The organism is Cytobacillus sp. FSL R5-0377 (genome assembly GCF_038004385.1).
Taxonomy (GTDB): Bacteria; Bacillota; Bacilli; order Bacillales; family Cytobacillaceae; genus Cytobacillus.
Genome location: NZ_JBBORA010000002.1, coordinates 267,916 through 281,096, shown reverse-complemented (window position 1 = coordinate 281,096; position 13,181 = coordinate 267,916). Strand labels below are relative to the sequence as shown.

Genomic DNA, 13,181 nt, shown 5'->3' with positions numbered 1-13,181 from the left:
TCTTTCGTTCATGTTGCAAATTCGTTTAAACCGGGCACTCTTCTGGTCTTGCAGAATTAGCAACACACATACGGCATTTCCACAAGCACGTAGAACTAGCGATCGCACAAACTAGGCAAAATACGCATGAAATTGGGTTTAAGCAGCTAGCACAAGCCCCTAAGCATGAGTAGGCACTAACACATGACTGCCAAGAGCCACATCCAATACAGTCTGCCATACACGCTTTCCATTTCCCTTTAGAATCCAAAGGAACAATTACCGGTGTAGCTTCATTAATTACCACAACACCTTCATTTTTATAAAGCCTAATAAGAGTGTTTCCATTTTCACCAAACACTAGTGCTCCAATAACTTCATCTTTTTCCATAACATCAACGGTCCATGCCTGAATATAGTTTTTAGTAGATTGTTGTGATTCTTCATCAAAGGAATATTGCTCTACATTTAATACTTTTTGACTGTCTAGAGCTAAATCGTATCCTCCATTCTGAATAAAGGTAAGGATAGCATCATAATCCTCTGAGTCTTTAAATCTTTTAAACATTTGTGCAATTACATCTTTGTTGCTTTCAATTTTATTAAGTTGATACAACCAAACATCCTGAGCTTCCGTATACTGCAACTCAGCAGATTCACCATTATGAATTACAGTTTGAGTGTACTTAGTTCCCAAAATTTCGCCATCAGACTCTCTAAAAGATAAGTCTACTTGAACAGCTTGAAGATCATCGGAAAAACTTTTAATAGGGTGAGACACCTTCAAGTTCAGACCGAGTTTGCCGTTTAAACGTTGGTCGATCCGTTTTGCTACTTCCGATTTTTGAGCGACTGATAATTCAACAATTTGTTCCATATTAAAACCACCTTATTAAATATTTGAGTTTCGCAACTCATTTAATAAAGTGGTGGGAATGTTCTAGAAGTAAACCTATTCTCTACTGTGATAAATAAAAGCCTGGAAAATTTGAATGAGCATGAACACAAGAAAGCTTATGAACAAAGCTAAAGTTGCGGAATCTTTAAAAGCAGCAAGGCTATCACTTGAATAAAGAGAAATACTTAAATGAACAATTAAGTATAAATAAGATAAGCTTAAGGAGGTTTTTATCCTTCCAATAATAAACTGATCCATAACCACTTCTTTATTAAGCAAGCTGTTCCCTTTAATAGCGACAACAATATCCTTGATTAACACATAGGCACTGACTATTATGGCAGCTGAGAAAATAATCCCTCTAAAGTTGTCACCACTCTCAAAAGAGTTATATACGACAAAGGTAAACAATGCTACAAACACTAAGCTAACAAACATTTTTAAGATTCTTGGAACTCTCAAACTCATTTTGAAACATCTCCTTCTTCCTTAATGTAAAAAACTTCCTTGATATCCTTTCCCACTGCAATACTAATTGCATAAGCTACCTCAATTGATGGCGCATAACTTTTGTTTTCAATTGAAACAATCGTTTGACGATGAACAAGAGCCTTGTCTGCTAATTCTTGTTGTGTCATATCCATTAAAACGCGGTATTTCTTTACATTGTTATAAACAATAGGTCTTTTCATCCCTCATCACCTTTTTGTATATTATCTTATCCATGTTGTATATCATCCTATCCAATTTGTATATTATCATATACATAATGTATAGTAAACTATATATGTAAGTAAATGTTAAAAATGAGCAGAAAGTACTCTTTCCTTGTTTTTATGGCACAATATTCATGCCTTTGGAGGTTCCAAGCCACTTTTTAAAGGAATTAAACAGGTAATTAGCTCATGCTACCCGGCTTTCTTTATTGTAAAATGTTATTTATCTGATAAATAAAGCTTCCTTGCTCGGTTTCTAAGAAAAAGGTTCTGTAATTTGAATTTTCTCCCCCTAAGTCCTTCGTCTAAAACATCACTTTCTTCACAAGGAACCTTAGCTTCAACAGAGTAGTATCTGTGTAAGTATTATTGCGGAGGTGAGAAAATGACAGTAAAACAGATGACGATATTTGATATAAGTGATAATGAAATAATTAAAGATGCAATTCAGGAAAGTGAGTTACTTAAACAGCTGCAAGAAAAGGTAGCAGAGAAATCGCCAGAGAATGACTTATTACCTTATGATGTAGGTGATAGAGTATATATTCAACTTGGTTATACGGAAGATGAGGACTCGGAGAGTTACTATTACTTGAAAAAATGGTGGAAGAAGAAAGGGGTTATCCTAAAGGTCAATCTTAAGCCGAATCTTCAATATGAGGTAGACTTTGGGAATGAGGTCGCTATGGTTTATCATCATGAACTTTCAATAAGTCCTCCAGAAAAAGAATAGCGGTATGTGAACCCAGCGATTAGAATCCCTTGCTGCCATATTGGTTTCACAAGTCCTTATAAGTGTAATAGTGGTATAAGGATCTTATCAAACACATTATACGATTTAGAAGGGTGGAGCTAAATTGATCTTTAGAATAATACGCAATGTAATATTGGTATTAGTAACGCTATATTTAGCATTTTATTTAGGCTATGAAATCTTTGAAAGTTCAAAAATAGGGATAGGAATAATGCTGTTTGTACTATTTTTGACACTGTTCGCTACCTATAAATTAGTACAACAAAAAGAAAAAAAAACGAAAGATAATAACTGAAATATGAAAAGATAACTCAAGAAGTCTCATTCCTTATATGGACCAATTTGGTTGGTTCCTGGGGCAAAAGAGGCAAATGATTTCGTCCTGTGGGAGGGAGTTTGTTCCTGATCAAGGGGGAAGGTTTATGAGCTCCAGAAAACATTAAGAAGCGGCGAAACAGATAAATATATACCTGGAACCCAAAGTAAAAATTTAATGGTTTTGATAGATTCAAAGGGAGGAAGTTTATTGTTATATCATCCGAAATGGAGCAAATCGAAGAAACGTTTAATGAGTTTTATATGCGATTCTTTGCATTCAAGAGTAGATTTTAAAGTGATTAATTATCGAAAAGCACACGACCAGTTAGGTAGAACTGTCATAACTGTTGATAAAGTAGAAATGTTGAATATGTGTACAATTACTGCTGAAAGAGAAGAATATTATAGAGAACGAGATATTCGTATTCAATTAGACGATTTTAGTTATGATAATATACTTAATAATCGAGCAATCCAGGAACAAGCTCAAGAACAATTAAAAATGGAAGGTATTTATGCACAATTTGATTTCTTTTCTGCTTTGGAAGAATATTTTAATTCACCAATTGAAATATCTTTAAAGTCGAATGATATGTTAATAAAAATATTGTGTATTTTGGACCGTCGTGTAGGGAAAAGAACTTTACGTAAAATGAAAGAATCTATTTCAGAAGAAAAAACATTAGTTCAGGATTTTTATAAATTACGTTGTGACGCAGAAAATATACATAGTAGCGAATAAACTAAAAGAACTTCCATAAAACAGGTAGTTCTTTTTCTATGCCTTATCAAAATTGAACTTTAACAAGCCTTATGTTTAATTGACAGAGCTGACTTTACAGTTAATTCACACTTGTAAATTAACTGGTTTATATTTTTTTTGAAAATACCTCTTTAAATGCTAAGGGAGGTGCGAATATGGAAATAAATATTGCACAAATCATAAGTATTATGGGGAACTTTGGTTTTCCCGTAGCGATCGCAATATACTTATTAATCAGATTCGAAAAACGTATCGAAAGTTTAACCACGGCAATTACAGAACTTCAAAAAATCATAAAAAAAATTTAGTTGTCCAACATATATTAACCTTAAGGAGAGTGAATTCTTTATTCACTCTTTTTCCTGTAGTATACTTAAATTTTCACCTTAATCGTAACCTTTCTGGGTTTCCCACCAGGGGGAAAATCCCCCACAATATGCATTACACAAATATGAGTAGGCTATACATACAGCATGGGTACTAATCTATTTCATTATATAATTCACCTACCCAAACATTTAGAAAATGTTTATTACTGATGCTTTTTATATTTCTTAAATATTTGATTCTGCTGCAAACTGAAGACCTTTCTCTTGATGACACGATCTTCTAAAATATAGCCTTCTTGTTTGAAGCTAAAAAAATCCCCTTTGGAGTTAATAATCAAGTGATCGATTAATGGAATCTCAAGGACTAATCCCGCTTTTAGCAAGGATTCTGTTATATTGAAATCTTCTTTTGATGGTTTTATGTCGCTGGAAGGGTGGTTGTGCGCTACAATAAAGCTCCTTGCGTTATTTAGGATGCATGCTTTGAAGATTTCGCGAGGTGAAACGGCAACAGTGGAAAGGGTACCTAAATGACTTCTATGTACGGCAATAACGTCATTTCTGGTGTTGAGGCAAATAACGAGAAAAACCTCTCTATCATCATCCCCTATAAAGTGATGGGCAACATCTTTTACATCCCATGGATTACAAACTCTTCTTTCAAATCTTCTATCTTTCACTTCTATAATGACTTGCTTGATTCTTGAAACTTCATAAATGGTTTCCATTAGGCGTGCTCTTTTCTGTTTGGATTTGTTGAATTAATCATAAATCCATTACCTATTAATGTATATAATTAGGAAGATTTAGACATTAAATATTCACATATTCCTAAACAATATACATAGGACAAGTAATCCTTCTCATATGCGGCTTCTTTTTGTACAAACGGGGCAGCATTCCTCCTGTATTGTGGAGTAATGGGGATGATCTTAAAATATCTGAAAAAGTAGGTATCTGACAAGTGAAGGTTTAACTTAGGAACAGTTGCAGTTAGTTAGGAGGACGGTATCAAATCAATATATATACTTGGAACCTAAAATAAAATGTAAAAGGAAATTTAGAAATTTCACCTCTAAGCAAATGCTTCGAATCCATCTTTTGTTGAATTCAATGAAAGTCATTAATTTCATTGAATTTAATATTTATTATGTGGTATCCCAAAAAGCCGAGTTTTTCTACCGTGACCCCTTAGTACAATTTTCATTTTTTGTCGGGTAGGACATGATATATATAGATAGATAGATATCATTTAAAATGACATATTTGATATATCGAGTGATACGCTCAGTCAGTGTGATGTTTTTAAGGACCTTTACCTGTCAAGATTACAGGAAGGCTGCACACATTCAAAAAAAATGGTCGTAATGACAAATGAAAGCAAAAGAGGGACTCATTTAAGTCCCTCTTTCTTGGCCTGTCTATTCAACCAAACCTTCAAAAATGGCCTTTCTTAGCCCAGAAGCTTATATTCTATTTTTTTATGTTGATCTTTGTAAATTCTTTAATAAACTATATGCAATTTTATTTCTATTCATAAAAATTTCTTCAATTGGTAAAATAAAATGGGATGAAATAGAAGTTGTATCAACTAATAACGGTTTATCGTAAATAAGATTTATTTTGAATTTTTTAGTTGTAATTAAATAATCATTCGAATTTATTGCATTTAAGAAATCAAAGTAAACCTCTTGCCCATTCTCACTTTCAAATAGCCTTTCTATAGCTATCTTCCCATGGAAACCTCCCCACCAGGATAGGAGTAATTTAACACTTTCAGGAATTCCATCGATATTATTACTAAAAAGCTGTTTATATATACTTGAATCTTGTTCTAATATTCCGTTGTGATCATAACCACTTTGCTCATTTTTATAAGTGATTTCGGACCATATTTCTTTAAACTTACTTTCAAATTTTTCTTCCTTTAGAACTCCCCAATAACAATTCGTATAATACAAATTAACGCATTCATAAACATTTTAAAAAGTGTCCAAACCCTTGGTATATAATGGGTTGGACATTTTTTTAATTAATCATATTTAGCATTAAGAAGGATTAACGCTTATTTTTGAACAAGTTTAATGGTTCTTTCTCTCTGTAATATTTACGGTAATTATAAGGATTTTAATAACCATCTTATGTATCCTTTTATTTAGCTGCAACCGATAATCAAAGTTCCCATTTGATGTGGTGGCTTTCATTTATTCACTAAAAGTTTAGTGAAAGAATTGCTTAACTAATCGCATTGTGTGCTATTTAGACGAGAGTGTAGGGTTTCTCTTTTGGTATTTTTCGTTCTGGTGAGCGAACCTCATTTCCCAATTAGCTTTTACACTGGCAAATGGATTTACTTTTGTGAAGTAATACCATACATTGGCATGCACCTCGAAGGTTTGCTATCTTGTGTGAACTGCCCCTGCCTATTGAGGTTGGATAAAATCAATTTATGTTTTAAATATAATAATTTCTTTAATCATAGCAATTATACAATAGCAAATATGATAGTTACATGGCTTTTGTGAAAGTTTATATAAACTTTTTGATAACTATCGTGATTAATACAGTCGCCATCGCTTTAGGCCACATTAAGGTTCCCTATACTTGAGACCTATTTGTTCTCCTTAATACCTCTATTACGTATTGATGATTCAGCTTTTGGCATGGATATTGCATGTGTTATTTAAAGTAATGTATTAAAAGAAAGGAGAGAACAGATGTAAAGATATGCAGCAACAATAACGATTTGAACAAGTTGCGATTTTAACAGATCGTGTCAGTGGCAACCAACCAAGTTCTGAATGTTTTCGTCGGACTCCCCGTTGGATAATTCAAGAGGTAAATCATTATGATTACAGTTACCGGCAGAGATCTTTTTGCAACAAAACAACTAATTTGTTCTAGTTACTAAGAATTTAGTTGTGAACCTAACAAATATAGTTCTGGGATGAATATGACTTAAAATTATTTAGTGTAAAAGAAAAAAGAGAATACGTATTTGGGAGATAAACAGAAATCAGAATTTTCAAAATAACAAATACGCTGTTTGATAAAAAAGGAGGAAAAAAGGGATGAAAAGTCAAAGGGAAGACCATTCCATCTATGACCCAACGACCGGCACAATTTTCGGTGCATTAGTTAAAGGAACAGACCTCATGCAAGGTATTATCCGAGAATATGAAAAGTACAGCGCTGAATCTGGTGTGGTCACCTTTATAGGGTCTGTATCACAGGCAGGCTATGTCTATCCGGCGGAGAGACCAGATGGGAGCTTATGCTATTGTGATCCCATTGAAAGAGAGGGTCCCTTTGGAATTTTAAGTGGAACTGGCTTTCTAAGCAAAAATGAAAGCGGAAACACCGATTTGCACATGCATGCAGTATTTTTTGGGAAGCAGGGAATTGTCTTCGGAGGACATCTTATTTCTGGAAAAAATCCCGTATGCGTAACGGTGGAGTTTAGCATTCAAGTTGGAAATAACATAATGGCTATACGTTCATTTAATGAAGACCTTGGTTTTCCAACGATCAATTTCAAATAGGAGGGATACTGCATGGAAACACTAGGTGCAATATACCGAAAAACTTTTGGTAACTTTTCTGATTCTATTGCTGTGTGCGACGAGTATACAAGCTATACGTATGCACAGCTAAAAGAACGTTCCTTTCGTTTAGCCAACGCCTTGATTTCCTTTGGTCTTAAAAAAGGGGATCGAGTAGCCATCCTGGCATCCAATCGGATAGAGCATATTGAATTGGAAGTGGCAGCTGCTCTCGCAGGGCTCATTAAAGTCCCACTTAATTATCGTCTGCATCCAAGGGAGCATGAATATATGCTCCAACATTCAGGAGCCAGTATTTTATTAGGAGAGGACAATTTAATTGAGATCATTGATGTTGAAATTCCAACCATCAGATTCGGAATAGAATATGAATCATGGATTGCAGACTTTCCGGATATCGATCCAAATGTTGAGATTAATGAGGACGATGTAATCACAATTATGTACACCTCAGGAACAACTGGCAGACCCAAAGGAGCGATGCAAACACATCGCAACTGGATTTCCTGTACATTATCCTTAATTAAAGCAAGTGATATGTCTGATGATGATGTGGTTGGACATGTAGCACCTTTGACTCACGGAAGCCTGGCTATGGCTTATAGTGCCTTATTCTTGGGGATCAAACAGATTATATTTAATAAGTTTGAACCACAACAATTTTTGGAAGCAATCGAAAGTGAACGAATAACCGCCGTCTTTCTCGTACCTACCATGGTTAATCTAATGATTCACGAAGAGAGCTTATCAAAAAGAGATCTTAGCTCATTGAGAACAATAAATATGGCAGGTGCCCCGATGGCCGCTGAAAAGATAAAATTAGCGATAGATCTTTTGGGTCCAATTATTCTTGAAACCTATGGGCAAGCGGAGGCACCTTTGACAATTACGGTTATGCCAAAGGACGAATTAAAAGACTGGCCTTCGTCGTGTGGAAAAGTCGGAATATTTACAGAAATGAAAATTGTAGATAAATATGGTCAAGAAGTACCTGCCGGAACAATTGGTGAAATTATCTGTAATGGTTCATTGGTAATGAAAGGGTATTGGAATAACCCGAAAGCAACCTCAGAAACAATCAAGGATGGTTGGCTTTACACCGGTGATCTCGGATGGGTAGATGAAAAAGGCTATCTTCATATCGTCGATCGGTCGAAAGATGTCATTATTAGCGGTGGAGCGAATATTTATCCTCGAGAAGTAGAAGAGGTGTTAAATCTACATCCTGGTGTTAAAGAAACATGTGTATTTGGTATTCCAGATGAAAAATGGGGTGAATCTGTTTGCGCCTATATTGTGCCTAGGAATCAACAAACGGTATCAGAGCAGGAACTTATTGATTTGTGTAAAAATCACTTGGCAAGCTTTAAAAAGCCAAAGAAAATCTGTATTATGGACTGCCTACCTAAAAATTCGTATGGAAAAATATTACGCAAAGAAATTCGAGACTCTTACTGGGGGAGTAGAATATGAGAAATGTTTCAGTAACGGGAACCGGCATGACCAAATTTGGAAGGCATGAAGCCTCTCTAAAATCACTTGCTTTAACGGCTAGTCGTGAAGCCTTGCTTGATGCGGGAACTCCAAAAGTCGATGCTATTTATGTGGGGAATTTTTCGGGCGGAAGGTTAGCGGGGCAGGAAATTCTCGGATCTGTCTTAGCGAGAGAATTAGGGTTAGGCCCCATCCCCGCCGCCAAAATGGAAGGAGCTTGTGCATCTGGTGGAATTGCATTTCGTCAGGCTTATCATATGGTATCTGCTGGCATCTACGATACGGTATTGGTTGTAGGAGTAGAGAAAATGACCCATGCTCCAACAAATGTAGTAACGGAAGCGCTAAATGTGGGGATGGACAATGACTCCAATGAAGGGATATCAGGTTTAACTTTTCCTGGATTTTTTGGGGTGGTTGCCAACCGGTACATGTATGAGTTTGGTGCAGGTGTAGAACATCTGTCTATGGTATCTTTGAAAAACCGGGAATATGCATTGAATAACCCGAAAGCACAGTTCGGAAAAGCAACGAGCTTAGAAGAAATTATGCAGGCGCGTCCGATTACCGCTCCTCTAGGGCTATTCCATTGCTCCCCGATTACGGATGGAGCTGCCGCTGTCGTGGTTACCGCTAGAGATAAGGGAGTTAAGGTGCTTGCATCTAGTCAAGCTTCCGGACCACCGCTCATGCAAGATATTCCAGACTTATTAAGTATTGGGGCTATTCAAGAATCCGCACATCAAGCCTATAAGCAGGCAGGGCTAGGTCCAAGCGACATTGATGTTGTAGAACTTCATGATTGTTTTGCGATTACTGAAATTTTAGCTATTGAAGACTTAGGCTTTTTTGAAAAGGGGACTGGATGGAAAGCTGTTGAAGATGGTTTAACCAAGCATGGGGGACAGGTGCCTGTCAATACTGGTGGTGGATTACTGTCACGCGGTCATCCGATTGGAGCAACTGGAGTATGCCAAATTGCGCAAATTGTAAATCAACTCAAAGGAAGTGCAGTTAATCAAGTCGAAGGAGCAAGAATTGGATTAGCCCAGAATCTTGGAGGTACAGGGGCATATTCAACTGTCCACATTTTTGAAGGGAAGGGTCTGTAATGGTGGAAATGACATTATTATCATGTGTAGGTTGTAAAGAGAACTTTAATCCCCCTAAATATATTTGTCCACATTGCTATAGTGAAGAATTAATAGAAAAAAAGGTAAGTGGAATAGGGCAGATTTATTCTTATACCACGATCTATGCTGCACCAGAAAGGCTTGCTGCTGATGCTCCTTATCATATCATTTTAGTAGACTTAGATGAAGGGTTACGCGTCACAGCTCGTCTTATTAATGGTGAACCAACCATAAATCAAAAAGTTAAAATTTATAAGTTTGAGGATTCCGTTTATTGGTTTGAATCCATCTAGGTCATTTGAATTTTTTGTAGAATGGAGGATTAAATATGACAAATCGATTAGAGAATAAGGTTGCTCTTGTCTTTGGAGCAGGATCAGTTGGGGAAGGATGGGGAAATGGCAAAGCCGCTGCAGTTGCTTATGCACGTGAAGGTGCAAAAGTCATGGTCGTAGACTTACATGCTAAAGCTGCGGAACAAACGTGCCAAATTATTCTTAATGAAAATGGGGTCTGTTCTTATCGAACAGCAAATGTGACAAACTCCGTTGAAGTTCAAAAAGTCATTACAGACACTATTCAGGAGTTTGGTCAAATTGATATTCTTCATAACAATGTAGGATTAGCTCAAATGGGAGGAATCGTCGATCTACCTGAGGAGGATTGGGAAAAGACGATTAACGTAAATCTGAAAAGTGTCTACCTCACCATGAAGTGTGTTTTACCACACATGGCGGAAAGAAAAACAGGTTCCATTATTAATATTTCTTCTCTTGCAAGTATCCGTTTTACAGGCTATTCATACCCGGCATATAGTGCTGCAAAAGCTGCAGTGAATCATCTAACATCCGTCACAGCGCTTGAATATGCCTCCCAGGGAATTCGAGTGAATGCGATCTTACCGGGACTGGTTGACACCCCGTTAATTTATAAGGACATTGCTGGTCAATATGATAGTGTGGATGAAATGGTAGCGGCTCGAAGCGCTAGTTGTCCTATGGGGCGCATGGGAACAGCCTGGGATATTGCCCATGCATCTGTCTTTCTTGCCTCAGACGAGGCCAATTTTATCACGGGTGTTTGTTTGCCTGTTGATGGGGGGCACTCTATTCGTAGTTAATAATTATCTCGTTTGGTAGGAATATTTTTTGGAGGCTTAGTTTTGCCTCCAAACTAAAAATCTTATTTTCTTTTACTTTAGTGTTAGAAAAAACTCTCTTTACTGATATATATTGAAATTCAAAATTTAGAACGAAATTTGGGGACTTCTTGACGGTTATTATATCTAGGCGGGATTTATAGTTGGATCCTTACTCCGACAGAATCAGTAGATGATGTTCTGCTTTTTTTATTGTATTAATCTTGATTACATATGTTCAAATCATTACACATTTTCACCAGATTTATTGGGGATAAATGGAATGTAGTACGATAAAGAGAAATGAAAATAACGTAGATAGTAACCGGAGTTTCAAGAAGCATTGGTGCTACATGAGCAAAAACACTTGCTAGAGAATGTGTGTATGTTGTTTACGTGAATTCATTAGTGAGTGAAGAAACATGGAAAGAAATTGCTAAGATTAATCCAAAAATCAGAGCAATCTCTTTCATATACCGCTTTATCTCGCTTTCCTATTTTGGGAGGGCAAGATAAGGGGTTATCTGATACTCTAATAATTTTGAAATATATATAACTAAAATATTGGGGGGATTCTATCTACCCCGTTTTTTTGAAAAGTAAGATTGAAATATAGCTTAGTTTTTAGGTTCACCGACCATATCATCTTAGCTAGTAATACGTCTTATCTTCCCATTACAGAGATTGCTACAGTAACCAAGCGACCAGAATAAGTAATCGTTATGCATTTTATGAATCTGTACCAGTCATCGAAGGGCCCACTAACGTTGCTGACTTTATTGGTTTGGAAACTTGCTTATATATTAAGGAAGTATTATATGAGGGTAGGGATTCAAAATACCGACCTTGCCTGTTACTTCGCAAATATGTGAAGGCTAGGTGGTTAGGAAAGAAATCCGGAAGAGGATTCTATGTTTATGAATAGTCCCTGTTTAATATGGCAAGGTACGCAAATTCAAGAAGTAATAGGTATTAAATTAAGGAAGGTTCCTCTACATGACAAATGACTGAGCGTTCGCTCATAAATGTTAAATAAAGATAATTAATGAAAACAATTAAAGTCATCTTTAGAAAGGAACAACGATATGGAACTTCAAAAAGTAAAGATGTGGGTTGAAAAACAAAGAGACAGCCTATATATAGAAATCGTTAACATTTAAATCTTGTCCGCAGAGGCTCTTATATAGGCTTTTGGAAAATATTCCTTTAATACTATACCGATTAAAACAGAAAGATGTCTATCCAAGTCAGGAGAATAATTATAATGAAAGACTACTTGAGGAACAACGTGTTTTACCAAATGTAATCAAAGTCAAAAATGGTATTCCCACTGTGATTGAGTGGAACGGACAAAGATATATTTTTAAACCACTCCAATCAATTTAAAACAGGATTGAAAATTCGCCACTAAAAAGTGCCAAACTTACCTTTAAATGATACTCGCTCCAATTGAAATTATGGTAAAGGATGGTTAGTTATCCATTAGGAGGTTTCTGCTTTGAAAATTAAAGGAGTTATATATAAGAAGAGAGCCTATGTAGATCGTGAAAAGCCAAACGTTACCACTATTTTGTTTATTGAATTAGAGGAGAAAATCGACATAAATGGTGAGACGATTAGGATTATTCCAATCCTAAGTTCTAATCCATCCAGCTACTGTGTCGGAGAGCAGATAGAAGTGAATGGGGAAGTAAGGTTCGAATGTATTTGGACATCAACAGGAAAACTTAGTTTTTCGCAAATACCTGTTATCCGAGGCGCTATTTAGTTAACCAGAATATTTCAGTGTTTACAGTAAAGAAGGTTTACCAATGTTATCATTACTTAATTTTTTTCCCTGATGGCTGTCACCTCTTATGCCGTTTACCTGTTTATCCTGTCGTATACAGCCGCGATCTGTTTGGGAAGTTCGGTAAGAGAGCGGCTTATGAACCGAATCTGAAAGAACGAATCAATACGTATAGGTGAATGGGTTAGGATAGAGAAAATTGTTTCTAGAAAAAAAAGCGGATGTATGCACTTGATTCTGTTTCATGGCTTCATGTTCATCCAAGTGGGACTGATCGAACTGATTAACAAGGGATTGATTAAAGGGT

Annotated in this window: 14 protein-coding genes and 1 pseudogene; 10 read left to right on the top strand and 5 right to left on the bottom strand. The window is 36.1% G+C overall.

Features of this window, described 5'->3' with window-relative positions; all coding sequences use genetic code 11:
- Positions 1–25: 25 nt before the first annotated feature.
- From NSQ49_RS26285 to NSQ49_RS26275, 3 genes are all read right to left on the bottom strand, one after another.
- Positions 26–856 (bottom strand): hypothetical protein, encoded by an 831-nt coding sequence (locus NSQ49_RS26285; RefSeq protein ID WP_159866848.1) that lies wholly within the window; start codon positions 854–856, stop codon positions 26–28.
- Positions 857–931: 75 nt separating this feature from the next.
- The gene (locus NSQ49_RS26280; RefSeq protein ID WP_159866851.1) at positions 932–1,345 is read right to left on the bottom strand and encodes a hypothetical protein; all 414 of its coding nucleotides are present in this window, start codon (positions 1,343–1,345) and stop codon (positions 932–934) included.
- Positions 1,342–1,569 carry a helix-turn-helix transcriptional regulator gene (locus tag NSQ49_RS26275; RefSeq protein WP_159866854.1) on the bottom strand — a complete coding sequence of 76 codons (228 nt, stop codon included), beginning with the start codon at positions 1,567–1,569 and terminating at the stop codon, positions 1,342–1,344. Before NSQ49_RS26275 ends, NSQ49_RS26280 begins: the two co-directional genes overlap by 4 nt.
- A gap of 409 nt (positions 1,570–1,978) precedes the next feature.
- Between NSQ49_RS26275 and NSQ49_RS26270 the strand changes: the two genes are divergently transcribed.
- From NSQ49_RS26270 to NSQ49_RS26260, 3 genes are all read left to right on the top strand, one after another.
- Entirely contained in the window at positions 1,979–2,326 is a 348-nt protein-coding gene (locus tag NSQ49_RS26270; protein ID WP_159866857.1) for a hypothetical protein, read from the top strand.
- A gap of 547 nt (positions 2,327–2,873) precedes the next feature.
- Complete coding sequence (locus tag NSQ49_RS26265) at positions 2,874–3,407, top strand: SF0329 family protein (RefSeq protein WP_159866860.1); 534 nt, start codon at positions 2,874–2,876, stop codon at positions 3,405–3,407.
- A gap of 176 nt (positions 3,408–3,583) precedes the next feature.
- The gene (locus NSQ49_RS26260) at positions 3,584–3,736 is read left to right on the top strand and encodes a YvrJ family protein (protein WP_159866863.1); all 153 of its coding nucleotides are present in this window, start codon (positions 3,584–3,586) and stop codon (positions 3,734–3,736) included.
- Positions 3,737–3,960: 224 nt separating this feature from the next.
- Here NSQ49_RS26260 and NSQ49_RS26255 read toward each other — a convergent pair whose 3' ends face one another.
- Both NSQ49_RS26255 and NSQ49_RS26250 read right to left on the bottom strand, forming a co-directional pair.
- Positions 3,961–4,485, bottom strand: a complete 525-nt coding sequence (locus tag NSQ49_RS26255) for a JAB domain-containing protein (RefSeq protein WP_159866866.1) — start codon at positions 4,483–4,485, stop codon at positions 3,961–3,963.
- A gap of 753 nt (positions 4,486–5,238) precedes the next feature.
- Positions 5,239–5,718: a hypothetical protein gene (locus NSQ49_RS26250; RefSeq protein WP_159866869.1), complete on the bottom strand. Its 480-nt coding sequence runs from the start codon at positions 5,716–5,718 to the stop codon at positions 5,239–5,241.
- Between the two features lie 1,110 nt (positions 5,719–6,828).
- Between NSQ49_RS26250 and NSQ49_RS26245 the strand changes: the two genes are divergently transcribed.
- The 7 genes and pseudogenes from NSQ49_RS26245 to NSQ49_RS26215 all read left to right on the top strand — a co-directional run bounded on the left by NSQ49_RS26245 (position 6,829) and on the right by NSQ49_RS26215 (position 12,853).
- Positions 6,829–7,299, top strand: a complete 471-nt coding sequence (locus tag NSQ49_RS26245) for a PPC domain-containing DNA-binding protein (protein ID WP_251284684.1) — start codon at positions 6,829–6,831, stop codon at positions 7,297–7,299.
- A 12-nt stretch (positions 7,300–7,311) separates the two neighbouring features.
- Positions 7,312–8,793, top strand: coding sequence for a class I adenylate-forming enzyme family protein (locus NSQ49_RS26240; protein WP_159866875.1), 1,482 nt, complete (start codon positions 7,312–7,314; stop codon positions 8,791–8,793).
- A complete protein-coding gene (locus NSQ49_RS26235) occupies positions 8,790–9,926 on the top strand; it encodes a thiolase C-terminal domain-containing protein (protein WP_159866878.1) in 1,137 nt (378 codons plus the stop codon). The genes NSQ49_RS26240 and NSQ49_RS26235 overlap by 4 nt, the downstream gene beginning before the upstream one ends.
- Entirely contained in the window at positions 9,926–10,240 is a 315-nt protein-coding gene (locus NSQ49_RS26230; RefSeq protein ID WP_159866881.1) for a Zn-ribbon domain-containing OB-fold protein, read from the top strand. The genes NSQ49_RS26235 and NSQ49_RS26230 overlap by 1 nt, the downstream gene beginning before the upstream one ends.
- Positions 10,241–10,275: 35 nt before the next feature.
- Positions 10,276–11,067: an SDR family NAD(P)-dependent oxidoreductase gene (locus NSQ49_RS26225; RefSeq protein ID WP_159866884.1), complete on the top strand. Its 792-nt coding sequence runs from the start codon at positions 10,276–10,278 to the stop codon at positions 11,065–11,067.
- A gap of 653 nt (positions 11,068–11,720) precedes the next feature.
- Positions 11,721–12,010, top strand: a pseudogene (locus NSQ49_RS26220) (3-hydroxyacyl-CoA dehydrogenase family protein); the annotation flags it as partial.
- Between the two features lie 573 nt (positions 12,011–12,583).
- The gene (locus NSQ49_RS26215) at positions 12,584–12,853 is read left to right on the top strand and encodes a hypothetical protein (RefSeq protein WP_159866887.1); all 270 of its coding nucleotides are present in this window, start codon (positions 12,584–12,586) and stop codon (positions 12,851–12,853) included.
- Positions 12,854–13,181 lie beyond the last annotated feature (328 nt).

Excerpts from the sequence above, each read along its gene's own strand:
- NSQ49_RS26230 (WP_159866881.1), top strand. The coding sequence starts at position 9,926 with ATGGTGGAAATGACATTATTATCATGTGTAGGTTGTAAAGAGAACTTT.
- NSQ49_RS26255 (WP_159866866.1), bottom strand. The coding sequence starts at position 4,485 with ATGGAAACCATTTATGAAGTTTCAAGAATCAAGCAAGTCATTATAGAA.
- NSQ49_RS26275 (WP_159866854.1), bottom strand. The coding sequence starts at position 1,569 with ATGAAAAGACCTATTGTTTATAACAATGTAAAGAAATACCGCGTTTTA.
- NSQ49_RS26260 (WP_159866863.1), top strand. The coding sequence starts at position 3,584 with ATGGAAATAAATATTGCACAAATCATAAGTATTATGGGGAACTTTGGT.
- NSQ49_RS26245 (WP_251284684.1), top strand. The coding sequence starts at position 6,829 with ATGAAAAGTCAAAGGGAAGACCATTCCATCTATGACCCAACGACCGGC.
- NSQ49_RS26280 (WP_159866851.1), bottom strand. The coding sequence starts at position 1,345 with ATGAGTTTGAGAGTTCCAAGAATCTTAAAAATGTTTGTTAGCTTAGTG.
- NSQ49_RS26225 (WP_159866884.1), top strand. The coding sequence starts at position 10,276 with ATGACAAATCGATTAGAGAATAAGGTTGCTCTTGTCTTTGGAGCAGGA.
- NSQ49_RS26270 (WP_159866857.1), top strand. The coding sequence starts at position 1,979 with ATGACAGTAAAACAGATGACGATATTTGATATAAGTGATAATGAAATA.
- NSQ49_RS26285 (WP_159866848.1), bottom strand. The coding sequence starts at position 856 with ATGGAACAAATTGTTGAATTATCAGTCGCTCAAAAATCGGAAGTAGCA.
- NSQ49_RS26235 (WP_159866878.1), top strand. The coding sequence starts at position 8,790 with ATGAGAAATGTTTCAGTAACGGGAACCGGCATGACCAAATTTGGAAGG.
- NSQ49_RS26240 (WP_159866875.1), top strand. The coding sequence starts at position 7,312 with ATGGAAACACTAGGTGCAATATACCGAAAAACTTTTGGTAACTTTTCT.